This window comes from Trinickia camelliae, from assembly GCF_053525655.1.
The window spans coordinates 168546-193405 of the sequence record NZ_JBCHAA010000001.1; the positions used below are offsets into that span (position 1 = coordinate 168546).

21 protein-coding genes are annotated in these 24860 nt (G+C 65.6%); 17 read left to right on the forward strand and 4 right to left on the reverse strand.

All coding sequences use genetic code 11. The features are described from left to right. Positions 1–239 precede the first annotated feature (239 nt). The gene (glgA, locus tag AAHK20_RS00810) at positions 240–1700 is read right to left on the reverse strand and encodes a glycogen synthase GlgA (protein WP_449179525.1); all 1461 of its coding nucleotides are present in this window, start codon (positions 1698–1700) and stop codon (positions 240–242) included. A 78-nt stretch (positions 1701–1778) separates the two neighbouring features. Further along, a complete protein-coding gene (gene glgC / locus AAHK20_RS00815) occupies positions 1779–3044 on the reverse strand; it encodes a glucose-1-phosphate adenylyltransferase (protein WP_449179526.1) in 1266 nt (421 codons plus the stop codon). A 358-nt stretch (positions 3045–3402) separates the two neighbouring features. On the opposite strand from glgC, the gene AAHK20_RS00820 reads away from it, so the two are divergent. Continuing rightward, positions 3403–3966 (forward strand): hypothetical protein, encoded by a 564-nt coding sequence (locus tag AAHK20_RS00820; RefSeq protein ID WP_449179527.1) that lies wholly within the window; start codon positions 3403–3405, stop codon positions 3964–3966. 17 nt (positions 3967–3983) lie between these two features. On the opposite strand, the gene AAHK20_RS00825 is transcribed toward AAHK20_RS00820, so the two are convergent. Next, positions 3984–4943 (reverse strand): GlxA family transcriptional regulator, encoded by a 960-nt coding sequence (locus AAHK20_RS00825; protein ID WP_449179528.1) that lies wholly within the window; start codon positions 4941–4943, stop codon positions 3984–3986. Positions 4944–5121: 178 nt separating this feature from the next. On the opposite strand from AAHK20_RS00825, the gene AAHK20_RS00830 reads away from it, so the two are divergent. Further along, positions 5122–6159 carry an alpha/beta fold hydrolase gene (locus tag AAHK20_RS00830; RefSeq protein WP_449179529.1) on the forward strand — a complete coding sequence of 346 codons (1038 nt, stop codon included), beginning with the start codon at positions 5122–5124 and terminating at the stop codon, positions 6157–6159. A gap of 13 nt (positions 6160–6172) precedes the next feature. Here the strand turns inward: AAHK20_RS00830 and AAHK20_RS00835 are convergent, their stop codons facing one another. After that, positions 6173–7165 carry an LLM class flavin-dependent oxidoreductase gene (locus tag AAHK20_RS00835; RefSeq protein ID WP_449179530.1) on the reverse strand — a complete coding sequence of 331 codons (993 nt, stop codon included), beginning with the start codon at positions 7163–7165 and terminating at the stop codon, positions 6173–6175. An 890-nt stretch (positions 7166–8055) separates the two neighbouring features. Here AAHK20_RS00835 and hpnI point away from each other — a divergent pair. The 15 genes from hpnI to astE all read left to right on the forward strand — a co-directional run bounded on the left by hpnI (position 8056) and on the right by astE (position 24797). Then, positions 8056–9258, forward strand: coding sequence for a bacteriohopanetetrol glucosamine biosynthesis glycosyltransferase HpnI (gene hpnI, locus AAHK20_RS00840; protein ID WP_449179531.1), 1203 nt, complete (start codon positions 8056–8058; stop codon positions 9256–9258). Between the two features lie 151 nt (positions 9259–9409). Then, positions 9410–10831 (forward strand): hopanoid biosynthesis associated radical SAM protein HpnJ, encoded by a 1422-nt coding sequence (hpnJ, locus tag AAHK20_RS00845; RefSeq protein WP_449179532.1) that lies wholly within the window; start codon positions 9410–9412, stop codon positions 10829–10831. Positions 10832–10837: 6 nt separating this feature from the next. After that, entirely contained in the window at positions 10838–11740 is a 903-nt protein-coding gene (hpnK, locus tag AAHK20_RS00850; protein WP_449179533.1) for a hopanoid biosynthesis-associated protein HpnK, read from the forward strand. Continuing rightward, positions 11737–12798, forward strand: coding sequence for a lysylphosphatidylglycerol synthase domain-containing protein (locus AAHK20_RS00855; RefSeq protein ID WP_449179534.1), 1062 nt, complete (start codon positions 11737–11739; stop codon positions 12796–12798). The genes hpnK and AAHK20_RS00855 overlap by 4 nt, the downstream gene beginning before the upstream one ends. A 492-nt stretch (positions 12799–13290) precedes the next feature. Further along, positions 13291–13860 (forward strand): hypothetical protein, encoded by a 570-nt coding sequence (locus AAHK20_RS00860; protein WP_449179535.1) that lies wholly within the window; start codon positions 13291–13293, stop codon positions 13858–13860. 234 nt (positions 13861–14094) lie between these two features. Then, positions 14095–14784: an ABC transporter permease gene (locus AAHK20_RS00865; RefSeq protein ID WP_449179536.1), complete on the forward strand. Its 690-nt coding sequence runs from the start codon at positions 14095–14097 to the stop codon at positions 14782–14784. After that, a complete protein-coding gene (locus AAHK20_RS00870; protein WP_449179537.1) occupies positions 14781–15494 on the forward strand; it encodes an ABC transporter permease in 714 nt (237 codons plus the stop codon). Before AAHK20_RS00865 ends, AAHK20_RS00870 begins: the two co-directional genes overlap by 4 nt. A gap of 18 nt (positions 15495–15512) precedes the next feature. Next, the gene (locus AAHK20_RS00875; RefSeq protein ID WP_449179538.1) at positions 15513–16316 is read left to right on the forward strand and encodes an ABC transporter ATP-binding protein; all 804 of its coding nucleotides are present in this window, start codon (positions 15513–15515) and stop codon (positions 16314–16316) included. 52 nt (positions 16317–16368) lie between these two features. Then, positions 16369–17430 carry a GlxA family transcriptional regulator gene (locus AAHK20_RS00880; protein ID WP_449179539.1) on the forward strand — a complete coding sequence of 354 codons (1062 nt, stop codon included), beginning with the start codon at positions 16369–16371 and terminating at the stop codon, positions 17428–17430. A gap of 99 nt (positions 17431–17529) precedes the next feature. Next, positions 17530–18765: an aspartate aminotransferase family protein gene (locus AAHK20_RS00885; RefSeq protein WP_449179540.1), complete on the forward strand. Its 1236-nt coding sequence runs from the start codon at positions 17530–17532 to the stop codon at positions 18763–18765. A 72-nt stretch (positions 18766–18837) separates the two neighbouring features. Then, the gene (gene aruF, locus AAHK20_RS00890; RefSeq protein WP_449179541.1) at positions 18838–19914 is read left to right on the forward strand and encodes an arginine/ornithine succinyltransferase subunit alpha; all 1077 of its coding nucleotides are present in this window, start codon (positions 18838–18840) and stop codon (positions 19912–19914) included. Continuing rightward, positions 19911–20942 (forward strand): arginine N-succinyltransferase, encoded by a 1032-nt coding sequence (gene astA / locus AAHK20_RS00895; RefSeq protein WP_449179542.1) that lies wholly within the window; start codon positions 19911–19913, stop codon positions 20940–20942. The genes aruF and astA overlap by 4 nt, the downstream gene beginning before the upstream one ends. Before the next feature lie 2 nt (positions 20943–20944). Continuing rightward, a complete protein-coding gene (astD, locus tag AAHK20_RS00900; RefSeq protein WP_449179543.1) occupies positions 20945–22411 on the forward strand; it encodes a succinylglutamate-semialdehyde dehydrogenase in 1467 nt (488 codons plus the stop codon). Between the two features lie 9 nt (positions 22412–22420). After that, positions 22421–23761 (forward strand): N-succinylarginine dihydrolase, encoded by a 1341-nt coding sequence (gene astB, locus AAHK20_RS00905; protein WP_449179544.1) that lies wholly within the window; start codon positions 22421–22423, stop codon positions 23759–23761. After that, positions 23745–24797 (forward strand): succinylglutamate desuccinylase, encoded by a 1053-nt coding sequence (astE, locus tag AAHK20_RS00910; protein WP_449179545.1) that lies wholly within the window; start codon positions 23745–23747, stop codon positions 24795–24797. The genes astB and astE overlap by 17 nt, the downstream gene beginning before the upstream one ends. Positions 24798–24860: the final 63 nt, after the last annotated feature.

Consider the following 24860-nt stretch of genomic DNA (forward strand, 5'->3'; position numbering starts at 1 on the left):
TTGCGCTTGGGCAACGCTGCGATGCATCAACCGGACGCGCCCGGAGCGGACCGTTTTGTCTAGTAGCCGCGACCGCCACGGACGCGCCGCACCGCCGCATACCAAATAACAATACCTAGACTTTCGGCCGGCGCAAAGGGCCTAGGCGTCGAAATTGTTGCGCCGCGTCAGCGGATCAGCAGGCGGCCGGTGCGTTTTGCACGCGTCAGGCCGGACCTCGGCCGCCGCTTGCGCTCGCGTCAAACCAGTTCGCGATAGAGGGCGAGATAGTGCTGTGCCGATGCGCCCCAGCCGAAGTCCTGCGCCATCGCGCGGCGCTGCACCGCCTTCCATTCCTTGCGCCGTTCGTAGAGCGCGAACGCGCGCCGAATCGCCGCCGTGATCGAGGCCGGCTCGAAATGGTGGAACACGAAGCCGGTGGCGAGATCGTCGGCGAGGTTTTCGAGCGACGCATCGACGACCGTGTCCGCCAAGCCGCCGACGCAATGCACGAGCGGCAGCGACCCGTAGGCCAGCGCGTACATTTGCGTGAGTCCGCACGGCTCGAAGCGCGACGGCACCGCGACCACGTCGCTGCCCGCGATGACCGCATGCGCGAGCGCTTCGTCGAAGCCGAGCTGGACCGCGACCGCATCGGGATGCGCTTGCGCAACCCGCAGCAGCCCCGCCTCGAGCGCCGGTTCGCCGCTGCCGAGCACGGCGAGCTGGCCGCCGCGCTTGACGATCTCGGGCAGCACTTCGAGCAGCAGGTCGAGGCCCTTTTGCTCGGTCAGCCGCGAAACGACGCCGATGAGCAGCGCGTCGCTTTTCTGGGCGAGCGAGAGACGCGCCTGCAAGGCCGTCTTGCAGACGCCTTTCTTGGAGAGCTTGGCCGCCGTGTACGTCGCGGCGATCGTTTCGTCCTCGGCCGGGCTCCACACCGCGTAGTCGACGCCGTTGAGGATGCCCGTGAGCTCATGCGTGCGGCCGCGCAGCAGCCCGTCGAGCCCGGCGCCTTGCGCGACGGTGCGGATCTCGCGCGCGTAGGTCGGGCTCACGGTCGTGATGCGATCGGCGAAGTGCAGGCCCGCTTTGAGGAACGAGAGCTGACCGTAGAACTCGACGCCGTGCATGTCGAAGAAATCTTCCGGCAGGCCGAGCTGGCTGAACAGCGCCGCCGGAAAAATCCCCTGGTACGCAAGGTTGTGCACGGTGACGATCGAGTGCGCCAGCGGCTTGCCGAGCCGGCGCTCGGCCGCTTTCAGATAGGCCGGCGCGAGCCCCGCGTGCCAGTCGTGCGCGTGCACGATGTCGGGTTTCCAGTCCGGATCGAGATGCTGGGCCATGAGCGCCGCTACCCAGCCGAGCAAGGCGAATCGCTGTGCGTTGTCGCCGTACGGGACCTGCGCGGTGTCGAGGTAGGGGCTGCCGCCGCGGTCGTAGAACGAATCGGCGCGGATCACGTAGATGCCGACGTCGTTGGCGGGCAGCGTGCCGTATTCGAGGCGCACGTCCCGCGCGCCGAAGCGCGGTTCGAGCGTGGCGACCGGCGTCAGGTCCGCCAAGCCCGCGACGATGGAAGGAAAGCCCGGCAGCAGCACGCGCACGTCGGCGCCGTGCTCCATCAGGGCGGGCGGCAGCGCGCCGACGACATCGGCGAGCCCTCCGGTTTTCAGCAACGGATACAGCTCGCTTGCGACGTGCAGCGCGCGAATCGTCATGGGCTTGGCTCCGCTAATGCGTGTCCTGAGAAGGTGGCGATGAGGGGTTCCGTGCCAGTGGTTCCGTGCTCCAGCGGCTTAACTCTTGATCCGCGCGAGCGCGTCGCTCGTGACGAGCACGATGCCGGCTTCGGTCCGGTAGAAGCGCTCGTTGTCGAGCGCGGGGTCCTCGCCGATCACCGTGCCGTCGGGAATCGTGCAGCCGCGGTCGACGACCACGCGTTTCAAGCGGCACCCCTGGCCCACCTGCACCTGCGGCAACAAGACTGCCTCATCGAGATGACAGAACGACTTCACGCGCACACTCGACGACAGCACCGTGCGCGATACCTGCGAGCCCACGATCACGCAGCCGCCGCAGACGAGCAGATTCGTCGCGAGGCCCTGCTCGCCCTTGAGGTCGCGCACGAACTTGGCGGGCGGCAACTGCTCCATATGCGTCCAGATCGGCCAAGTGTTGTCGTACAGATCGAGCGCCGGAATCGTCGAAGCGAGATCAAGATTGGCCGCCCAGTACGCGTCGATCGTGCCCACGTCGCGCCAATACGGCTCGACGCTCTCATCCGACGACACGCACGACATCGAGAACGGATGCGCGATCGTATTGCCGACGGTGACGACGCGCGGAATGATGTCCTTGCCGAAGTCGTGGTCGGTGCCGTGGCTCGAAATGTTCTCTTCGAGCAGCGAATACAGGTAGTCGGCGTTGAACACGTAGATGCCCATGCTCGCGAGCGCGATGTCGGGGCGGCCCGGCATCGCGGGCGGGTCCTTCGGCTTTTCGACGAAGCCGGTTACGCGGCGCGACGCGTCGACGGCCATCACGCCGAACGCGGTCGCGTCCATGCGCGGCACCTCGATGCAGCCGACGGTGCAGTCGGCCTGGCTGTCGGCGTGATCGATCAGCATGCGCATGTAGTCCATCTTGTAGATGTGGTCGCCGGCCAGCACCACGATGTACTTCGGTCCCATCGAACGGATGATGTCGAGGTTCTGGAACACGGCGTCGGCGGTGCCGCGATACCAGTGCGCGCCCTCGACGCGCTGCTGCGCGGGCCACAGGTCGATGAACTCGTTGAACTCGCCGCGCAGGAAACCCCAGCCGCGCTGCAGGTGGCGCAACAGCGAATGGGCCTTGTATTGCGTCACGACGGCGATGCGCCGGATGCCCGAATTCAGGCAATTGGACAGCGCGAAATCAATGATCCGGTACTTGCCGCCGAAGTGGACGGCCGGCTTGACGCGCTTGTTGGTCAACGGGCCGAGCCGGGTGCCGCGGCCGCCCGCAAGCACGATCGCAAGCGTCTGGCGTTGGATCAGGTTGAGCCGGGGCGATGTCTCCATGTTCGTCTCCTAAAGCCATCTTCTTGGTAGCCCCCATTGCGGCGCTTGGTCTTTAGTCGTTGTTTTTCACACGGATTAAAGCGTTGTAGCACCGAAACGCGCGGCGCGGGTAGTCGCGTTTTTCTGTAGACGAGAGGCGCCGCGATGGCGCGCGGCCGCAAGCAAGTTGAGCGAAGGGCGGGGCGGCTGTCTGTGCGCGAAGACGCTTTTCGAACGCAGGTGCGTGTACTAAGCTAATTTTCAGACAAATAGCGGCACACGGATAAGCGACAGGCGCAAAGCAATACGCATTACCGGAGTTTCATTTCTTACGGAATGAAAACCGAAAACACGCCATTTGAATTTATCTGGGGGCGATATGAAAAATAAATGGTCGCTGTTGATTTGCGTGGTGGGAGTGCTGGCGGGGTGTGCTCAGTTTCCGAGCGGTGGCGGAGGAGGGCCGCTCACCGAATCGGCCGCATGCACCGGCTCGATCAACGTGCCCTACGGGCTCGTCGAAGTGACGGACGACAGCCTGCTCAAGCAAGCGGTCTATCCGGCCGGGCAAGGCGGACTATGCGACGCGAAAGTCTTCAAGGTGCAACAGCCTTTGACGGTGTATCGCGTGTGGGACAACGCCAATCAGAATTCGCAATACGGGCGCTGGTGGTCATTCAGTCCGCCGGCGGGGCCGGTGCCTGCTTATCGCGCGGCAAACGCGATTTGCCCGGAATTCAGCGCATTGAATCGCGTGAAGCAGTGCCGCTTGAAAGTCGGCGCTGAAGTCGTCATCGGCCCGGGGCAGAGCATGGTGTGCAAGAGCGACGTCTCGTATCCTCAATCGGCGGTCAATCAGGTCTTCGTTCCCAACGATACGAGAGACCCGGGCAACGTGAAGCTCGCGGTTGACGATTGCCTCGCGGACGCGAGCTGGCCGTGAGGTGGCTGTGACCCCGCTCACGGCGAGCGAAACCGCTCGCGATACTGCATCGGCGTCACGCCGATGCGCTTCGTGAAGACGATGCGCATGCGGTCGGGATTGCCGAAGCCGCAGTCGTAGGCAATCGCCTTGAGCGCCGCGCCGCCGCTTTCCAGCAGCTTGCGCGCAGCGTCCACGCGCGCGCGTTCGATGAATTCATGCGGCGTGATGTTGGTCTCCTGTACGAACACGCGCGCGAAGTTGCGCGCGCTCATGCCCGCCACCTTCGCGAGCTGCTGCACCGTGAAACGCTCGCCGATGTGCTGCATCACGTGCGCCTGGACTTTCGCCACGGGCGACGTGTCGTCGGCGGGGGCCGTCAAGTAAGGGCTGAATTGGGACTGGCCGCCTTGCCGCTGCGCGAACACCACGAGCCGCTTGGCGACGGCGAGCGCGACCTGCGGCCCGTGATCCTCGGCGACCAGCGCGAGCGCGAGATCGATGCCGGCCGTCACGCCGGCCGATGTCACGAGCCGCTCGTCGCGCAGATAGATCCGGTCGAAATCGACGTTGGCGCGCGGAAACTGCTCGGCGAGCTGGGCCGCGTGCTGCCAGTGCGTCGTCACGTTGCGGCCGTCGAGCAGGCCCGCGTGTCCGAGCGCGAACGCGCCGGTGCAGACCGAGCCGTAGCGCTCGCACTGCGCGGCGACGGTCGCGAGCCAGTCGACGAGCGGGGACTCGGGCGCTACTTCAGGCAGGGCGGGGCCGCCCGCGATCAGCGCGAGCGAGTAATGGCGCGGGGCGCGCTCGAAGGTCGTGTCGGCAGCGAGGCTGATGCCGTTCGACGCGCGCAGCGGGCCTTCCGTCGCGGCGAGCACGGTCACTTCGTAGCGCTCCTGCGGCGCGATGAAGCCATTGGCCTCGGCGAAGACATCCATCGGGCCCGTGACGTCGAGCGCCTGGACGCCGGGAAAGATCGCGATGGCGACGGTGTGCATCGGGGCTCCTGTTCTGCGTTTGTTCTTGAGCGTGAGGATACGTGGGCCGGCCGTCCGGGGGGGGCGTGCATACGCGGGGCGGCCATCCGCGCGGCGGCTGACTTCAAGGCGGCCATCAGCCGGGCGTCGCTACAATCGCCCCTCGTTCCTTCGTTCTCCCGTCGCGCACTCCGCCATCATGATCGTCAATTGCCGCCGTTTGCTTGCCTTCCTATTGCCCGCTGTTTGCGCTGTCGCGTCGTTGCTGTCATCGCCCGTGAGCGCCGCCGACAACAACGACGGCCCCGCGTACGGTCCCGAGCTCGAGGGCTTCACGTACCCGGCGCCGGTTGCGCATTTCACGTTCACGTCGCAGCGCGAGGCGCTCTCCATGGCCTACATGGACGTGAAGCCCGACACGCCGAACGGCCGCACCGTCGTGCTCTTGCATGGCAAGAACTTTTGCGCGGCGACCTGGGGCGACACGATCAAAGCGCTCGCAGCGGCCGGCTACCGCGTCATCGCGCCCGACCAGATCGGCTTTTGCAAATCGACCAAGCCCGCGCACTACCAGTACAGCTTCCAGCAACTCGCCCACAACACGCACGCGCTGCTCGAATCGCTCGGCGTGACGCAGGCGACGATCGTCGGCCATTCGACGGGCGGCATGCTCGCGATCCGCTATGCGCTCATGTATCCGCACGACACGCAGCAGCTCGTGCTGGTCGACCCGATCGGCCTCGAGGACTGGAAAGCGAAGGGTGTGCCGCCGCTCACCGTCGACGAGTGGTACGCGCGCGAACTGAAGACGACGGCCGACGGCATCCGCCGCTACGAACAGGCGACCTACTACGCCGGGCAATGGAAAGCGGACTACGAACCGTGGGTGCAGATGCTCGCGGGTATGTATCGGGGGCCGGGCAAGGAGATCGTCGCGTGGAATTCGGCGCTCCTCTACGACATGATTTACACGCAGCCGGTCGTCTATGAGCTCGGCAACCTGTCGATGCCGACGCTCTTGATCATCGGCGACAAGGACACGACGGCAATCGGCAAGGACGTCTCGCCACCCGAGGTGCGCGCGAAGATCGGCCGCTATCCGGAACTCGCGAAGGCGACGCAGGCGGCGATTCCGCATGCGACGCTCGTCGCGTTTTCCGACTACGGGCACGCGCCGCAAATGGAGGACCCGCCTGCGTTCCACAAGGCGCTGCTCGACTGGCTGGCGGCGCACTAGGCCGCCACCCGCGCTAGCCCGCCACCAGCTCCTCGCGCACGTGCGCTGCGATCTCGAACGAGCGCAGGCGCGCGACGTGGTCGTAGATCTGCGCGGTGATCATCAGTTCGTCAGCGCCGGTCTCGGCGATGATCGACGCGAGCCCGGCGCGCACGGCGTCGCGCGAGCCGACTACCGAATACGCGAGCGAGTGCGCGACGCTCGCCAGCTCCATTTCCGAGGCGTCGATCCGCTCGACGGGCGGCTGCAGCTGCCCGGGCGTGCCGCGCCGCAGGTTCACGAACTGCTGCTGCAGCGAGGTGAAGAGCCGTTGCGCCTCGGCTTCGGTCTCGGCGGCGAACACATTGACGCCGACCATCGCATACGGCTTGGCCAGCACTTCCGACGGACGGAACTGCGCGCGATAGACCCGCAGCGCGGCAAGCAGGTGGTCGGGCGCGAAATGCGACGCGAACGCGAACGGCAGTCCGAGCGCCGCCGCCAGTTGCGCGGAGAAGAGGCTCGAGCCGAGCAGCCAGATCGGCACCTCGAGCCCGGCGCCGGGCACCGCGCGCACGCGCTGCCCGGGCACGGGGTGCGCGAAGTAGCGCTGCAGTTCGACGACGTCGTCCGGAAACGATTCCGCGCTGTTGATGAGATCGCGCCGCAGCGCGCGGGCGGTGGTCTGGTCGGTGCCGGGCGCGCGGCCGAGTCCGAGGTCGATGCGGCCGGGGTAGAGCGAGGCGAGCGTGCCGAACTGCTCGGCGATCACGAGCGGCGCGTGGTTCGGCAGCATGACGCCGCCCGAGCCGACGCGGATCGTCTTCGTGCCGCCCGCCACGTGGCCGATCACGACGGCCGTGGCCGCGCTCGCGATGCCGGTCATGTTGTGATGTTCGGCGAGCCAGTAGCGCAGGTAGCCCCAGCGTTCGGCGTGCTGCGCGAGGTCGAGCGTGTTCGCGAACGCCTGCGAGGCAGTCGAACCGGCGGCGATCGGGGAAAGGTCGAGGACGGAAAACGGGATCATGAGGCGGGTCCGGTGGGGTTCGTGCGCCGCGGTCCGCTCGGGCGGCCGGCGTGCGGCCTAAGCGGAACGAACCCGCGGAGCGAACCCGGCGGCGCCAGGTAGAGCCCGATTGTGCCAAAGGGCGCGCGCGCCTGCTGGCGGGCCCGGCAAGCCCATGGGCCCAGCAGGGATGCTGGTTTGGCCGGGGTCGCCGCAGTCGAACTCGGGACAGATTGTTTCGCCGCACGCTTGCTGGCCCCAATAATCGATGCCGCCGTTTGGAATCGACGAACAACGCTAATCCCGTGGGAAAAATAGGGCTATTGTCAAGACGGGTTTAATCGGGTGCCCAAGCGAGGAAGCCGGCAGGCGGGCTCGGTGGCGCGTCGCAAAAGCCCGCCAGACGGGCTTTCCGGCGGGCTTCGACGGATTCGGCGCGTCATCTCCGACGATTGATGGCGTCGCACGGAAACACTGTTTCAGAAGTTTACGAGGGCAGCTCAGCGTTTTCACGGATGTCCTGCTAAAATTTCACGATTCCAAGAACCAACTTGCGGTTTCCGTTCAATCGATTGAACGCGTGGTATCTTGCGCGCGTCCTTTCGAGAACCTATTGCATTCGCAGCCTTGCTCCGCATCAACAGAATAGAAAGCATCTTGCCGACGGCTTGCCTATCGAATTGCTCCAATGAATCGCTGGCTAGTCCCATGCTTTTGCATTCTGTCGCGTTGCGCTCGCTGCGCCCGCACCGCAAAGCCGGATACCGGCCGCGTGCCGTGCCCAAGCCGGACCGGGCCCGCGACCGCACGCAGAACGAAGGAGCAGCGAACGTGTTTTGTCACAATTTGAACAGCCAGGCGCCCGGCAGGGCGGCGGCCGCGCGCGTCATGCGCACCCGGGGGGGCGGGCAATGACGGTGTCTTCCGTGTCTGACTGGCTTCTGGTCCTGCTGTGCTGTGTGGCGACGATCTATGCGGTGATAGCGGCAGCCGCCTTTACGGCGGGCCCAAGCGCGGTGCAGCGTGGCCGGCGCCGCGGCCGCGCGAGCGCGCCGCTGTCGGTGAGCGTGCTCAAGCCGCTGTGCGGCGCCGAGCCTCGCCTCTACGAGAATCTCGCGACCTTCTGCGAACAGGACCATCCGCGCTTCCAGTTGCTGTTCGGCGTGTCCTCGCCGGCCGATCCGGCCATCGCGGTCGTGCGCCGGCTGCAGGCGGCGTACCCGTCGCACGATATCGAGTTGGTCGTCGATTCGCGCGTGTACGGCCAGAACCTGAAGGTGAGCAACCTGATCAACATGGTCTCGCGCGCGAAGCACGAGGTGATCATCGTGGCCGACAGCGACATCGCGGTCGAGCCCGATTACCTCGAGACCGTCACGGCGCCGCTCGCGGACCGCAATGTCGGCATCGTCACGTGCTTGTACCGCGCGGTCAGCGTGGGCGGCTTCTGGCCGCGCGTCGGCGCGCTCTTCATCAACGAATGGTTCGCGCCCTCGGTGTGCGTCGCGCACGCGGGCGGCTCGACCGAGTTCGGCTTCGGCGCCACGCTCGCCTTGCGCGCCTCGACGCTCGAGGAAATCGGCGGTTTCGAGTCGTTGAAGGACGATCTCGCCGACGACTACTGGCTCGCCGAGCACGTACGCCGGCTCGGCCTCTCGACGGTGCTGTCCGAGGTGACGGTCGCCACCGACGTCGTCGAGCCGGATCTGGCAACGCTTTGGCTGCGCGAGACGCGCTGGCTGCGCACGATCCGCTCGATCAATCCGCTTGGTTTCGCGTTCCTGTTCATCACGTTCACGACGCCGTGGCTTCTGGCCGGCGCGCTGCTCGCGCACGGTTTCGAAGGGCTCAACGGTTCGGTGCGCGATATCGTGCTGTTGGCCAGCACCGGCGCGGGTGTGCTCGCGCGCGTCGCGTTGCATGCAAAGAGCGCGTGGCAGGGCAAGAACGGCACGTTCTGGCGCGATTTGCCGCTCGTGCCGCTGCGCGACGTCTTGCTCGCGCTGCAATGGCTCGTCGCCGCATTCGGCTCCTACGTGGTCTGGCGCGGTGCGCGCGTGCCGGTGGTCGGCGCGACGCGGGCGTCCGTGGTCGAAGGGTCGGACGGTTCGTAGACATATTCGGATAGCGGCGGTCGGCGCAGCCGGCCGCCCGAACCTTATCGAGTCTTATCGCGCATGAGTCGCACATAAGGTTCGCATAAGGTTCCTTGGTTTAAAGTTCTCAATCATTTATTCAAGCCCCATGCAAGTTGCCGGAGCACTCATGAAAACGCTGTTTTTGCAGGCCCCGTCCTATGACGGCTTCGACGGCGGTGCCGGTTCGCGTTATCAAGCGAAGCGCGAAATCCGTTCGTTCTGGTATCCGACGTGGCTCGCACAGCCCGCCGCACTGGTGCCGGGCAGCCGCGTGATCGATGCGCCCGCGGACGGCATGTCCGTCGAGGAAACGCTCAAGATCGCCGAGCAGTACGACCTCGTCTTCATCCACACGAGCACGCCGTCGTTCCCGACGGATGCGATGTTTGCGCAAGACCTGAAGAAGCACAAACCGTCGATCCTGGTCGGCATGGTCGGCGCGAAGGTGATGGTCGATCCGCACAACTCGCTCACGGCGACCGAAGCGATCGATTTCGTCTGCCGCGAAGAATTCGATTTCACCTGCAAGGAAATCGCCGAAGGCAAGCCGTTCGCCGAGATCAAGGGTTTGAGCTGGCGCGCGAAAGACGGCTCGATCGAGCACAACGAGGCGCGTCCGATCCTCGAGAACATGGACGAGCTGCCGTTCGTCGCGCCGATCTACAAGCGCGATCTCAAGATCGACAACTACTTCATCGGCTACCTGAACTACCCGTACGTCTCGATCTACACGGGCCGCGGCTGCAAGTCGCGCTGCACCTTCTGCCTGTGGCCGCAGACGGTCAGCGGCCACCGCTACCGCACGCGCTCGGTCGAGAACGTGCTCGAGGAAGCGAAGTGGATCCGCGACAACATGCCGGAAGTCAAGGAACTCATGTTCGACGACGACACCTTCACCGACGACCTGCCGCGCGCCGAAGCAATCGCGCTCGGCCTGGGCAAGCTCGGCATGACGTGGTCGTGCAATGCGAAGGCGAACGTGCCGTACAAGACGCTCAAGGTCATGAAGGAAAACGGCCTGCGCCTCTTGCTCGTGGGCTTCGAATCCGGCGACGACCAGATCCTCGTGAACATCAAGAAGGGCGTGCGCACGGACTTCGCGCGCCGCTTCAGCGCGGACTGCAAGAAGCTCGGCATCAAGATCCACGGCACCTTCATCCTCGGCCTGCCGGGCGAGACGAAGGAAACGATCAAGAAGACGATCGAGTACGCGAAGGAAATCAATCCGCACACGATCCAAGTGTCGCTCGCCGCGCCCTATCCGGGCACGACGCTCTACAAGCAGGCCGTCGAGAACGGCTGGATGGAAGAGAACAAGACCATCAACCTCGTGAGCAAGGAAGGCGTGCAGCTGGCGGCGATCGGCTATCAGCATCTGTCGCGCGACGAGATCTATCACCACCTCGAGCAGTTCTATCGCCAGTTCTACTTCCGCCCGTCGAAGATCTGGGAAATCGTGCGCGAAATGCTGATGAGCTGGGACATGATGAAGCGGCGTCTGCGCGAAGGCGTGGAGTTCTTCCGCTTCCTGCGCGCGCACGAGGCGTAAAGCGGGATGTCTTCGACGAGACCGGCGTCTTCGTTGCCGGCATCGGCTGAACGCGCGCTGATTTTCACGGCCGACGACTTCGGCCTGCATGAGCGCGTCAACGCAGCGGTCGAGCGGGCGCATCGCGATGGTGTGCTCACCGCAGCAAGCTTGATGGTGAGCGCGCCGGCGGCGCAGGATGCGGTCGAGCGCGCACGCGCGCTGCCGACCTTGCGCGTTGGCTTGCACCTCGTGCTCGCCGACGGCGCGGCGACCTTGCCGCACGCCGAGATTCCGGCGCTCGTCGGCCCCGACGGCCGCTTCGGCGACAACATGGTGCGCGACGGCTTCCGGTTCTTTTTTCTTCCCCACGTCCGCGCGCAGCTTGCCCGCGAGATCCGCGCGCAATTCGCGGCGTTTGCCGCGACCGGCTTGCCGCTCGATCACGTCAACACGCACAAGCATTTCCATCTGCATCCGACGATTTTGTCGCTGATCCTGTCGATCGGCCGCGAGTACGGGCTCGCCGCCGTGCGGCTGCCCGCCGAGGCGAACGAGCCGTGGTGGATCAAGCCGTGGATCGCGCTCGTGCGCTCGCGCCTCGCGCGCGCCGGGATCGCGCACAACGATTACGTCGTCGGCATCGCCAACACGGGCGGTATGGACGAAGCCGTGCTGCTCGACGCGATCGCGCGCCTGCCGCGCGGCGTCGGCGAGATCTACTGCCATCCGGCCGAGGCGGGTGAAGCGCTCACTCCGTCAATGCACGCTTACCGCCACGCCGACGAACTCGACGCGCTGCTCTCGCCGCGCGTCGCGGCGGCGCTCGCTGCGGCCGGCATCGGCCCGGGCTCGCGCGGCGGTTTCGCCGACGTGTTCGGCAAGGGCCGGGTACAGGCAGCGGCCGTGCAAGGAGCCCGCGCGTCATGATGGCGTGGGTCAAGCGCGCCGGCTGGCCGGTCGGCATCGCGATCCTGATCGCGCTCGTGCTGAAGGAAGGCGTCGGCGACGTGATGCACGTGATCGGCCAAGCCGGGTTCGTGCTGCTCTGGCTCGTGCCGTTCCATGCGCTGCCGCTCCTGCTCGATGCGTACGCCTGGCATTTGCTGCTAGCGCGCCGCGCGTCGCTTCCTTTCCTCTGGTGGGTCGCGACCGTGCGCGAAGCGGTGTCGCGGCTGTTGCCCTCGGCGGGCATCGGCGGCGAAATCGTCGGCATCCGGCTGGCGCGCTGGCGCGTGCGCGATGCGAGCTTCGTCACCGCATCGGTGATCGTCGAAGTGCTGGTGACGATCGCCGTCCAATACGCGTTCTCGGCACTCGGGCTCGTGCTCATCATCGCGTCCACGAACAACGGGGGCGCGACGTCGATCGGTCTCGCGTTGCTGCTGTCGCTGCCGTTGCCCGTGCTCGCCGTTTTGCTCTTGCGCCGCGGCGGCGTGTTCCATGCCATCGAGCGCTTCGCGACTCGCGTGCTCGGCAGCGAGCATCGTCTGTTGCAAGGCATCGACGGCAAGCGCCTCGATGCGGAAATCGACGCCCTGATGTGCAACACCGGCCTCGTGTTCCGCTCGTTCCTCTGGCAGCTCTCCGGCTACGTGATCGGCGCGCTCGAAACTTACTGGGCGCTCGCGATGCTGGGCCATCCGGTGTCGATCGGCGGCGCGCTCGCGATCGAAGCGCTGACGCAGGCCGTGCGCCACGCGGCGTTCATCGTGCCGGCGGGGCTCGGCATTCAGGAAGTGGCGGTGGTGCTGCTCGCCCAGATGTTCGGCGTCAATCACGACGTCGCGCTCTCGCTTGCGCTCGTCAAGCGGATGCGCGAGGTGCTGTTCGGCTGCCTCGCGCTCGGTTCCTGGCAGCTCGCCGAGCTGCGCCGCAGCCGCCGGCACGCGCTGGCGCAGGCGGACGAGCACGTGCCTGCCGCGGTGCCGGCTGTGGTGCCGGTGCACAGCGTCGGCCGCAAATCCGAAACCGAATCGACGCGCTGAACCTACGCATCGCGCGACACGGCTGGCCGCATTCGGGCTCTCGCCCGCGCCGCACGAGGCATCCGGAAAACATTACCGTTCGAACAGCGAAATAATCATCTGATTCGGTGTAAACACTCTCTGGCTGGAGCGCGGCGATACGTCTAAATTAATTGCACTGGACACGACATCGCACACATCGCACTAAGGCTAGACGACCGCGAGCAGAGGTCACATCCGAGGGGAGTGCGCGCAGGCAAGGACGCTTGGTTCTCGCCACCGCACGCGGAAGACGCTGCGAATTTCTTGACGCCGATCGGCCCTGTGTCCAGCCAGTTTTGCCGACGTATCTTTTGCGTCGCGCTTCAAGCGCTTACCGGCCGCCTACGCTATGTGACGGCCGGTTTCGTTTTTTCGGCAGGCGCAATGCTGCCAGCCACTGTCCCAACAGCTATCCCAGCCGCTACTCAGCCGTTATCCTATCGGCCATGACGGGCCCCAAATTCCCCACCGATGCGAATTCGTAGCCAATCGCGTATCCGGCTCCTCACCGCCGCGATGCTGTGCGCGTCCTTGGCGCTCACCGCATGCGACGATCGACAAAGCGACCTCGACGTGCAAAAACTCAAAGAGTGGTTCAACTCGATCAAACCGGAATCGATGCTGCTGCGAGGGCTGACGCCCGGCGTCACGACCGAAGCGCAGATCCGTGACCAGATGGGGCGCCCTGAAACGGAGCGCGACTTTCCCAACGGCGCCAAACGCCTCGAATATCCGCGCGGCCCGGCAGGCCTGAAAACCTTCATGGTCGATATCGGCCCTGATGGCCGGCTGAAGGCGGTCACGCAGGTGCTGACGGCCGCCAACTTCGCGAAGATCCACATCGGCATGAGCGAGGACGAAGTCCGCGAACTGCTCGGCAAACCGTCCGAGATCGCCGTCTATCGGCTCAAGCCGGAGACCGTGTGGAGCTGGCACTGGTTCGAAGGCGGCGTCAATCAGGATGCGTATTTCAACGTCCACTTTGCGCCGGACGGCCTGGTGTACACGACCTCCCGCTCGGATGTGATCCGCGGGCGCTGAATATCGAAAAAGCGACCCAAAACTTGCAAAAACGCGGCGCGGGCAGCGCCGCGAACCGCGAGGCGCACCGCTCGGACTAGACCGAAATCATCGTTGCCACGGGCATTTGCCGTCCGTCCCCGCGGCGGTGTGCGGCATGCTGCGCCGCAACACGGTCTTTCCTTTCAGATTGAGCAATTTAATTTCGCTTGCGAGTATCCGCCCACTCAACCCCAACCACAGACGGAGACGCGCGTGTTCCTCTACGGCTTTGGCCCGGTGCTGTTGGCCGGCACCATCAAGACGATCGAGCTGTCGGCGCTGTCGCTGGCGGTGGCCGTGCTGCTTGGTCTCTTCGGCGCGGTCGCGAAGCTCTCGCACAACCGCGTGCTGCGGTCCACGGCGACCGCCTATACGACGCTGATCCGCTCGGTGCCCGATCTGGTCCTGATGCTGCTGCTGTTCTACAGCATCCAGATCGCGGTGAACCAGATGACCGACGCGCTCGGCTGGGATCAGATCGACATCGACCCGTTCCTCGCCGGCGTGCTCACGCTCGGCTTCATCTACGGCGCGTACTTCACCGAGACGTTCCGCGGCGCCTTCCTTTCCGTGCCGCGCGGCCAGCTCGAGGCGGGCAGCGCGTACGGCATGAGCGGCATGCGCGTGTTCGTGCGGATCATGTTTCCGCAGATGATGCGCTTCGCGCTGCCGGGCATCGGCAACAACTGGCAGGTGCTCGTGAAGGCGACGGCGCTGGTGTCGATCATCGGCCTCGCCGACGTCGTCAAGGCGGCCCAGGACGCCGGCAAGAGCACCTTCAACATGTTCTTTTTCATCCTCGTTGCGGCGCTCATCTACCTCGCGATCACGACGGTGTCGAACGTCGTGCTCATCTGGCTCGAAAAGCGCTATTCCATCGGCGTGAGGCACGCGGAACTATGATCGAGATCCTTTCGCAATTCGGGCAGGCGTTTCTCTACTGGGACGGCCAGCGCTTCTCCGGGCTCGCCGTGACGGCATGGCTCCTGGTGGCGTCGATCGCCATCGGCTTCATGATGGCGGTGCCGCTCGCGGTGGCGCGCGTGTCGAAGAAGCGCTGGCTCTCGACGCCGGTGCGCCTCTACACCTACGTGTTTCGCGGCACGCCGCTCTACGTGCAGCTGCTGCTGATCTACACGGGCGTCTACAGCCTCGAAGTCGTGCGCTCGCATGAGCTGCTCGACGCGTTTTTCCGCAGCGGCTTTCACTGCGCGATTCTCGCGTTCGCGCTGAACACCGGCGCCTACACGACCGAGATTTTCGCGGGCGCGATCAAGGCGACGAACTACGGCGAGATCGAGGCGGCGCGCGCCTACGGCATGGGGTGGTTCACGATGTACCGGCGCATCATCCTGCCGTCGGCCTTGCGCCGGGCACTGCCGTTGTACAGTAACGAGGTGATCCTGATGCTGCACGCGACCACCGTCGCCTTCACGGCCACCGTGCCGGACATCCTGAAGGTCGCGCGCGACGCCAATTCGGCCACGTACATGTCGTTCCAGGCGTTCGGCATCGCCGCATTGATCTATCTTGCTGTATCGTTCGCACTCGTCGCGGCGTTCAGGCGCGCTGAAAAGCACTGGCTCGCGTATCTGGCCGTCGGCCGCCACTGAAATATACGGGAGAGCATGGTGTCCCAGACCCCAACATCCACCACCGCATCCGCCGCCATCAAACTTTCGGCGCGCGACATCCACAAGCGCTTCGGCGACAACGAAGTGCTCAAGGGCGTGTCGCTGAACGCCAAGGCCGGCGACGTCATCAGCATCATCGGCGCATCCGGCTCGGGCAAGAGCACGTTCCTGCGCTGCATCAACTTTCTCGAGCGGCCGAACGCGGGGCAGATCTTCGTCGACGGCGAGGCCGTGAAGACCAAGGCCGATCGCGCGGGCAATCTCGAAGTCGCCGATCACAAGCAGTTGCAGCGCATCCGCACCAAGCTCTCGATGGTGTTCCAGCACTTCAATCTGTGGGCGCACATGAACGTGCTCGAGAACGTGATCGAAGCGCCGATCCACGTGCTCGGCGTGCCGCGCAAGGAAGCCGAGGAACGCGCGCGGCAGTATCTGGAGAAGGTGGGGCTCGCGCCGCGCGTCGAGAAGCAATATCCGTCGCATTTGTCGGGCGGCCAGCAGCAGCGCGTTGCGATCGCGCGTGCACTCGCCATGAACCCCGACGTGATGCTGTTCGACGAGCCGACTTCGGCGCTCGACCCGGAGCTCGTCGGCGAAGTGCTGAAGGTGATGCAGAAGCTCGCCGAAGAAGGCCGCACGATGATCGTCGTGACCCACGAGATGGGCTTTGCGCGCAACGTGTCGAACCACGTGATGTTCCTGCATCAAGGGCGCACCGAGGAAGAGGGCGATCCGAAGATCGTGCTCACGCAGCCCACGAGCGAGCGCTTGAAGCAATTCCTCTCGGGCAGCCTGAAGTAAGCGGCGTCCCCGGTTCCATGCAGGACGCCGTACTTCTTTTGCCGTGCCGCTGATGGTCCGGCCCACAAGCCCCGCACACGCGACGCAGGTGGCGATCGTCGCGTTGCCGCCTGTCTCGATGTCGGGCATCGGGCCGATCGTCGATGCGCTCACGCTCGCCAACGAGATCGACGGGCGCCTCTTGTACCGCTGGCAAGTCTGTTCGTGGGACGGGCGGCCCGTGCCGCTCTCGGGCGGCGCGCTGTGGCCCGCCGATACCGCGTTCAACGACGGCATTGCCTGCGACTGGCTGATCCTCGTCTCCGAGCGCTTCCAGCAATTCGCCGACTACCGCCTTTTCCTCGCCAGCCTCGCGCGAGTGGGGCAGCGCACGCCGCTCGTCACCGGCATCCATCACGGCGTCTGGTGGCTCGCGATGGCGGGGCAGCTCTCCGGCTATCGCGTGAGCGTCAACTGGGAAACCTATCAGCAGTTCACCGAGCAGTTCGAGCGCTCGATTGTCACGCAGCAGATCTTCGAAATCGACCGCGATCGCGCGACCTGCGCGGGCGGTCAGGCGACCGTCGACTTCATGCTGGCGATGATCAAGCGGGACCACGGTCCGGAACTCGCGGAGCGGATCGCCGATGCGCTCGGCGTCGGCGTGTTGCGAGCCGGCGAAGAGCGCCAGCGCATTCCGTTCGTCACCGCGCCCGGCGAGCGGCATCCGCGATTGAACGATGCGCTGCAGCTGATGGAAGCGAACACCGAAGACCCGCTCACGACCGATGAAATCGCGAACCTCGTCGGCGTGTCGCGCCGTCAGCTCGAACGCCTCTTTCGCCAATATCTTGGCTCGATGCCGTCGAAGTACTACCTCGGCCTGCGCCTTCTGAAAGCGCGCACGCAACTGCAGCGCACGAGCAAATCGGTCGTGCAGGTGAGCCTGGCGTGCGGGTTTTCGTCGGCGGCGCATTTCTCGAATGCGTATCGCGAGCGCTTCGGCGTGACGCCGCGCGAGGATCGCCGCAACTGGATCGAAAAGCAGCACGGCGGCGCGCCCGACGGTGCCGCGAAAGGCCATGCAGGCGAGCCGCGCGCGGGCGCGATGATCGAGCGGCCCGAAGGGCCGTGATTGGTGTGACTAGAACCCCGATATTTTGCGTCGCGTATGCGCAAGACGATGCGCGATCCGTTTCCTACACTACTGAAATCTGTCCAACGAGGATTTGCCATGAACGACCTGACTGTGAACCGCCAGACCTTCGACGAAGTGATGGTGCCGGTGTTCTCGCCCGCCGCCTTCGTGCCGGACCGCGGCGAGGGCTCGCGCGTCTGGGACACGCAGGGCCGCGACTATATCGACTTCACCGGCGGCATTGCGGTGACGGCGCTCGGCCACTCGCATCCGGAATTGCTGCGCGTGCTGCGCGAGCAGGGCGAGAAGGTGTGGCACGTCAGCAATGCGTACACGAACGAGCCGGTGCTGCGTCTGGCGAAACGCCTCGAAGAACTGACGTTCGCGGATCGCGCGTTCTTCGCGAACTCGGGCGCCGAAGCGAACGAAGCGGCTTTGAAGCTCGCGCGTCGCGTGGCAGTCGAGCGTCATGGCGAGGACAAGTACGAGATCGTGTCGTTCACGCAGTCGTTCCACGGGCGCACGTTCTTCACGGTCAGCGTGGGCGGCCAGCCGAAATATGCGGAAGGCTTCGGCCCGCAGCCGGCCGGCATCATCCACCTGCCGTACAACGATATCGAAGCCGCCAAGAAGGCGATCGGCCCGAAGACCTGCGCGGTCATCGTCGAGCCGGTCCAGGGCGAAGGCGGTGTGATTCCCGCCGATCCGGCGTTCCTGCGCGCGCTGCGCGAGGCGTGCGACACGCACGGCGCGATGCTGATTTTTGACGAAGTGCAAACGGGCGTCGGCCGCACGGGTCATTTCTACGCGTACATGGACACGGGCGTGACGCCGGACATCCTCACCACGGCCAAGTCGCTCGGCAATGGCTTCCCGATCGGCGCGATGCTGACGACGAAGGAAGTCGCCGCGCACTTCAAGGTCGGCGTGCACGGCACGACGTATGGCGGCAATCCGCTCGGTGCGGCGATCGCGGACAAGGTCGTCGAACTCGTCAGCGCCCCGGCGCTGCTGGAAGGCGTGCAACAGCGCAGCGCCGCGATCAAGGCAAAGCTCGCCGAGTTGAACGAGCGCTTCGGCATCTTCACGGAAGTGCGCGGCAAGGGCCTCTTGATCGGCGCTGAGTTGACGAGCGCATACGAAGGCCGTGCGAAGGACTTCGTGAACGCGGCTGCCAAGCATGGCGCGATGCTGCTGATCGCCGGCCCGAACGTGCTGCGTTTCGCGCCGTCGCTGATCATCCCGCAGGCCGATATCGACGAAGGCTTCGCGCGTCTTGCGAAGGCCATCGAAGAAGTGGTCGGCGCGACGAACGAAGCGCACGCCAAGTAACGCATCCGGTGCCGCGCCTGGCTTTTCGCGAGCGCGGCTTCTGATGCGGTTCACTCAAACAATGGAACGATGATGCTCTACGTACGCCCGGGAAGACTGTCCGATCTCGATGCGCTCGAACACATGGCGCGCACCGCGCAGCCCGTGCTGCATTCGCTGCCGCGCGACAGGAAGGCGCTGGAGGCGCGCGTCGCGCTGTCCGAGGACTCGTTTCGCGCGGATGTCGATTTTCCGGGCGAGGAGTTCTATCTGTTCGTGCTCGAAGACGGCGCGAGCGGCAAGCTGCTCGGCACGGCGAGCGTCGTCGCCGCGGCCGGCTACTCCGAGCCGTTCTACGCCTTCCGCAACGACGCACTGATTCACGCGTCGCGCGAGCTGCACGTGAACCGCAAGATCCACGCGTTGACGATGTCGCACGAGCTGACCGGCAAGAGCCGCCTCGCGGGTTTCTATATCGACCCCACGCTGCGCGGCGATGCGGCCGCGCACCTGATGTCGCGTGCGCGGATGATGTATATCGCCGCGAACCGCAAGCGCTTCACGCCCGAAGTGTTTTCGCTGCTGCTCGGCGTGACCGACGAGAACGGCGTGTCGCCGTTCTGGGAAGCGGTGGGCCGCAAGTTCTTCGGCCGCGACTTCACGGATGTCGATCTCGCGTCGGGCGGCCGCAGCCGCACGTTCATCGCCGAGGTGATGCCGAGCTATCCGCTCTACGTGCCGCTGTTGCCGGAAGCGGCGCAGCGCGTGCTCGGCGAGCCTGACGAGCATGCGCTGCTCGCCTACGACATTCAGCTCGAAGAGGGCTTCGAGCCGGATCGCTACGTCGATATCTTCGACGCGGGTCCGGTGCTGACGGCGCAGGTCGATCGCAGCGCGTGCGTCGCGCGCAACGAAACGCGCACCGTGCATGAGAGCGCGGGGTCTAGCGATGCATCGGCCACGACCTACCTCGTGTCGAGCAACAACCGCGCGGGCGACTTCCGCTGCGTGCTGGCGGAGCTGCCGCAAGAACGCGCGTCGGGCGCGCCGCTCACAAGCGCCGTGCGTGCCGCGCTCGGCGTGCAGGACGGCGATGCGGTGCGCTGTGTTCCGCTGCATCAGCGCGAGTCGGAAGCCGACACGGATAACCAGCAAGGAGTTGGACAATGATCGTCGTTCGCGTCGTCAAGCCGAGCGATGTGGACGCGCTCGTCTCGCTCGCCCAGGAGACCGGGCCGGGCCTCACGACCTTCAAGCCCGACCGCGACGCGCTCGCCGCGCGCATCGCCCGCTCGCAAAAGACAATGGACGGGCACGCCGCGCCCTACGAGGCGGGCTACTTCTTCGTGATGGAAGACACCGCGACGGGCGACGTCGCGGGCGTTTGCGGCATCGAGACGCAAGTCGGCCTCGAGCAGCCGTTCTACAACTATCGCGTGAGCACGGTCGTGCATGCGAGCCAGGATCTCGGCGTGTGGACGCGGATGTCGGCGCTCAACATCTCGCACGACCTCACGGGCTATGCCGAGGTGTGCTCGCTGTTCTTGAGCCCGCGCTACCGGACGGGCGGCGTCGGCGGCTTGCTGTCGCGTTCGCGCTTCATGTTCATCGCGCAGTTCCGCGACCGCTTTCCGGAACGGATCTGCGCCGAGCTGCGCGGGCACTTCGACGATGACGGCACGTCGCCGTTCTGGCGCTCGGTCGGCTCGCACTTCTATCAGATCGATTTCAACGCGGCCGATTATCTGAGCGCGCATGGCCGCAAGTCGTTTCTTGCGGAGCTGATGCCGCGCTATCCGGTGTACGTCGACTTGCTGCCGCAGGAGGCGCAGGACTGCGTCGGCGTCACGCATCGCGACACGGCGCCGGCGCGCAAGATGCTCGAAGCCGAAGGGCTGCGCTATCAGAACCACGTCGACATCTTCGACGCGGGCCCTGTCCTCGAATGCCATATCGCGGACTTGCGCACGGTGCGCGAGAGCGTCGTGGTGCCGGTCGAGATCAGTGCGGTTTCGGCGGCGGCCGATGCGCCGCGTTCGCTCGTGTCGAATACGTCGCTTGGCGATTTTCGTGTGGGTGTGGCGGCGGGATTGGCCGATGAAGGCGTGTTCCGTTTGACCGCTGAAGAAGCGGCTGCGCTCGATGTCAAAGCAGGCGACCCCGTGCGCGTGTTGCCGCTCAAATCAAAGCAAGGATGACCATGACTCAAGAACTCTTTATCGACGGCGAATGGGCCGCCGCGAGCGGCCCCGCTTTTGCGTCGCGCAATCCGGGCACGGGCGCGACCGTATGGGAAGGCAAGAGCGCGTCGGCCGATGACGTCGATCGTGCTGTAAAAAGCGCGCGCCGCGCATTCGCGAAGTGGTCGGCGGTGAGCTTCGAAGAGCGCTGCGCCATCGCGCGCCGCTTCGCCGCGCTCTTGACCGAACGCAAGGAAGCGATCGCGCACGCGATCGGCCGCGAGACCGGCAAGCCGCTGTGGGAAGCACGTACCGAAGTCGCGACGATGGCGGCGAAGGTCGAGATCTCGATCACGTCGTACCAGGAGCGCACCGGCGAGAAGCGCGCGCCGATGGCCGATGGCGTGGCCGTGCTGCGCCACCGTCCGCATGGCGTCGTCGCCGTGTTCGGGCCGTATAACTTCCCGGGCCATTTGCCGAACGGGCACATCGTGCCCGCGCTGATCGCCGGCAACGCGGTCGTGTTCAAGCCGTCCGAGCTCGCGCCGGACGTTGCGCGCGCAACGGTCGAAGTGTGGCGCGACGCGGGCCTGCCCGCAGGCGTGCTCAATCTCGTGCAGGGCGAGAAGGACACGGGCATCGCGCTCGCGAATCACAAGCAGATCGACGGCCTCTTCTTCACGGGCAGCTCGGACACCGGCACGCTCCTGCACAAGCAGTTCGGCGGACGTCCCGAGATCGTGCTCGCGCTCGAGATGGGCGGCAACAATCCGCTCGTCGTCGCCGATGTCGACGATATTGATGCCGCCGTGCATCACACGATCCAGTCGGCGTTCCTGTCGGCGGGGCAGCGCTGCACGTGCGCCCGGCGCATCTTCGTGCCGAGCAACGCGTTCGGCGACCGCTACCTCGCGCGTTTTGTCGAAGTCAGCTCGCGCATCGCGTATGGCCTCTACGACGCCGATCCGCAGCCGTTCATGGGCGCGGTGGTGTCGGCGCGCGCGGCGTCGAAGCTGGTTCAGGCGCAAAGCCGTTTGATCGAGAGCGGCGCCAAGGCGCTCTTGACGATGGAGCAGCGCGACCCGCGGCTCGGTTTCGTGAGCCCGGCGATTCTCGATGTCACGGCGGTCAGCGATCTGCCCGACGAAGAACACTTCGGACCGCTGGCGCAAATCGTTCGCTACTCGAGCTTCGACGAAGCGATCGAGCGCGCGAACGACACCGTCTACGGCCTCTCGGCGGGCCTGCTCGCCGACGACGAGGCCACCTGGACGCATTTCCAGCGCACGATCCGCGCCGGCATCGTCAACTGGAACCGGCCGACCAACGGGGCGTCGTCCGCTGCGCCGTTCGGCGGCACCGGACGCTCGGGCAACCATCGCCCGAGCGCTTACTACGCAGCCGATTACTGCGCGTACCCGATGGCCTCGGTCGAAAGCGCACAACTGCAAATGCCCGCGAGCGTCTCGCCGGGCCTTCACTTCTAAGGACTGGCTATGGAAGCTCGGGAAGCCAATTTCGACGGACTCGTAGGTCCGACGCACAACTACGCAGGGCTCTCGTTCGGCAACGTGGCCTCGCAGAACAACGAGAAGTCGGTTGCCAATCCGAAGGCGGCGGCCAAGCAGGGCTTGCGGAAGATGAAGCAGCTTGCGGACCTCGGTTTCCAGCAAGGCGTGCTGCCGCCGCAGGAGCGTCCGTCGCTGCGCCTGTTGCGCGAGCTCGGGTTCTCGGGCAACGAGACGCGCGTGATCGAGCGTGCCGCGAAGGAAGCGCCGGAGCTGCTCGCGGCCGCGAGCTCGGCCTCGGCGATGTGGACGGCCAACGCGGCGACGGTGAGCCCGTCGGCCGATACGCACGATGGCCGCGTCCACTTCACGCCGGCGAATCTCACGAGCAAGCTGCACCGCGCGATCGAGCACGAAGCGACGCGCCGCACGCTGCGCGCGATCTTCGCCGACGAAGCGCGCTTCGCGGTGCACGAGGCGCTGCCGGGCACGCCCGCGCTCGGCGACGAGGGCGCGGCGAATCACACGCGTTTTTGCGCGGAGTACGGCAAGCGCGGCGTCGAGTTCTTCGTCTACGGCCGCAGCGAATATCGCCGCGGGCCGGAACCGAAGCGCTATCCGGCGCGCCAGACGTTTGAAGCGAGCCGCGCCGTGGCGCAACGCCATGGCCTTGACGACGCAGCGACCGTCTACGCGCAGCAGAGCCCCGACGTGATCGATGCCGGCGTCTTCCACAACGACGTGATCGCGGTCGGCAATCGCGAGACGCTCTTTTGCCACGAGCGTGCCTTTGTCGATCAGAGCGCCGTCTACGATCAGTTGCGCACGCAACTGTCGAAGCAAGGCGCGGCGTTCAATGTGATCGAGGTGCCGGATGCGCAAGTGAGCGTGGCCGATGCCGTCACGTCGTACCTGTTCAACAGCCAGTTGCTCACGCGCCCGGACGGGAAGCAAGCGCTCGTCGTGCCGCAGGAGTGCCGCGAGAACCCGCGCGTGGCCGAGTATCTGGACCGGCTCATGAGCGGCACGGGTCCGATCGACGATCTGCTCGTCTTCGATCTGCGCGAAAGCATGAAAAACGGCGGCGGCCCGGCGTGCCTGCGCCTGCGCGTGGTGCTGAACGAGCAAGAGCGCGCGGCGGTGAAGCCTGGCGTGTGGATCGACGACACGCTGTTCGGCCGGCTCGATGCCTGGATCGAAAAGCACTACCGCGACCGCCTGGCGCCTGTCGATCTGGCAGATCCGAGCCTGCTCGTCGAATCGCGCACGGCGCTCGATGAACTGACGCAAATCCTCGGCGTGGGCTCGCTCTATGACTTCCAGCGCTGAGCGCGGCACGGCGGATTTCGCCGCTGATTTTCTGGCATTTACGCTCGCAGGCGGGCGACCCGCAGCGGGGCAGGAAGCGCTGACGTGTGCGAACGGCGTGCGCGCGACGTGGCTCGACGACGGCGTCTTGCAACTGGAGCCGTCGACGGTCGACGGCGCGACGCGCAGCGTCCTGGTTTCGGCGGGCATCCACGGCGACGAAACCGCGCCGATCGAGCTGCTGTCGTTCATCGTGCGCGATATCGCGAGCGGGGCGCTGCCGCTTGCGTGCCGCCTGCTGATCGTGCTCGGCAACATCGACGCGATGCGGTCGTCGTGCCGCTACGTCGACGACGATTTGAACCGCCTGTTCAGCGGCAAGCATGCGCAACTGCCGCAAAGCCACGAAGCGCCGCGCGCTGCGGCGCTCGAGAAGGCAGCAAGCGATTTCTTCGCGCATGCCGCGAGCGGCGCCAACGCCCGTTGGCACATCGATATGCACACAGCGATTCGTGCTTCGGTGTTCGAGCAGTTTGCGCTGTTGCCGCATACGGGGGCGCCGTTGTCGCGCGCGATGTTCGAGTGGCTGCGCGATGCGCGGATCGCCGCTGTGCTGCTGCATACGGCCAAGGGCAATACGTACTCGCACTTCACCGCGGAAACCTGCGGCGCGCAGGCTTGCACGCTGGAATTGGGCAAGGTGCGGCCGTTCGGCGAGAACGATTTGACGCGCTTTGCCGGCGCGGACCATGCAGTACGTCAGATTGTGTCGGGCGGAGAGGGCGCAGAGAACGCATCGATGCCGCGCGTGTTTACCGTGATCGACCAAATCACCAAGCAGAGCGATCAGCTCGAATTGCACGTGGCTGCCGACGTGCCGAACTTCACGGCGTTCGCCAAGGGCACGGTGCTCGCGCAGGATGGCGACTACCGCTACACGGTGCGGCACGATGAGGAGCGGATCGTGTTCCCGAATCCTTCGGTCAAGCCCGGCTTGCGAGCGGGATTGATGGTCGTGGAGACGACGCAGCAGACGCTAGCCGCGCTAGTGGGATAAATGTCGTTGCGCCCGATAGGCCGCGACAAGCATTAAAGCCTTTTTAAATTGAGCAAGAACAAA

Coding starts and splice junctions, on each gene's coding strand:
- glgA (WP_449179525.1), bottom strand. CDS start 1,700: ATGACGATTCGCGCGCTGCACGTCGCAAGCGAGCTGTATCCGTTGCTG.
- glgC (WP_449179526.1), bottom strand. CDS start 3,044: ATGGAGACATCGCCCCGGCTCAACCTGATCCAACGCCAGACGCTTGCG.
- AAHK20_RS00820 (WP_449179527.1), top strand. CDS start 3,403: ATGAAAAATAAATGGTCGCTGTTGATTTGCGTGGTGGGAGTGCTGGCG.
- AAHK20_RS00825 (WP_449179528.1), bottom strand. CDS start 4,943: ATGCACACCGTCGCCATCGCGATCTTTCCCGGCGTCCAGGCGCTCGAC.
- AAHK20_RS00830 (WP_449179529.1), top strand. CDS start 5,122: ATGATCGTCAATTGCCGCCGTTTGCTTGCCTTCCTATTGCCCGCTGTT.
- AAHK20_RS00835 (WP_449179530.1), bottom strand. CDS start 7,165: ATGATCCCGTTTTCCGTCCTCGACCTTTCCCCGATCGCCGCCGGTTCG.
- hpnI (WP_449179531.1), top strand. CDS start 8,056: ATGACGGTGTCTTCCGTGTCTGACTGGCTTCTGGTCCTGCTGTGCTGT.
- hpnJ (WP_449179532.1), top strand. CDS start 9,410: ATGAAAACGCTGTTTTTGCAGGCCCCGTCCTATGACGGCTTCGACGGC.
- hpnK (WP_449179533.1), top strand. CDS start 10,838: ATGTCTTCGACGAGACCGGCGTCTTCGTTGCCGGCATCGGCTGAACGC.
- AAHK20_RS00855 (WP_449179534.1), top strand. CDS start 11,737: ATGATGGCGTGGGTCAAGCGCGCCGGCTGGCCGGTCGGCATCGCGATC.
- AAHK20_RS00860 (WP_449179535.1), top strand. CDS start 13,291: ATGCGAATTCGTAGCCAATCGCGTATCCGGCTCCTCACCGCCGCGATG.
- AAHK20_RS00870 (WP_449179537.1), top strand. CDS start 14,781: ATGATCGAGATCCTTTCGCAATTCGGGCAGGCGTTTCTCTACTGGGAC.
- AAHK20_RS00880 (WP_449179539.1), top strand. CDS start 16,369: ATGGTCCGGCCCACAAGCCCCGCACACGCGACGCAGGTGGCGATCGTC.
- AAHK20_RS00885 (WP_449179540.1), top strand. CDS start 17,530: ATGAACGACCTGACTGTGAACCGCCAGACCTTCGACGAAGTGATGGTG.
- aruF (WP_449179541.1), top strand. CDS start 18,838: ATGCTCTACGTACGCCCGGGAAGACTGTCCGATCTCGATGCGCTCGAA.
- astA (WP_449179542.1), top strand. CDS start 19,911: ATGATCGTCGTTCGCGTCGTCAAGCCGAGCGATGTGGACGCGCTCGTC.
- astD (WP_449179543.1), top strand. CDS start 20,945: ATGACTCAAGAACTCTTTATCGACGGCGAATGGGCCGCCGCGAGCGGC.
- astB (WP_449179544.1), top strand. CDS start 22,421: ATGGAAGCTCGGGAAGCCAATTTCGACGGACTCGTAGGTCCGACGCAC.
- astE (WP_449179545.1), top strand. CDS start 23,745: ATGACTTCCAGCGCTGAGCGCGGCACGGCGGATTTCGCCGCTGATTTT.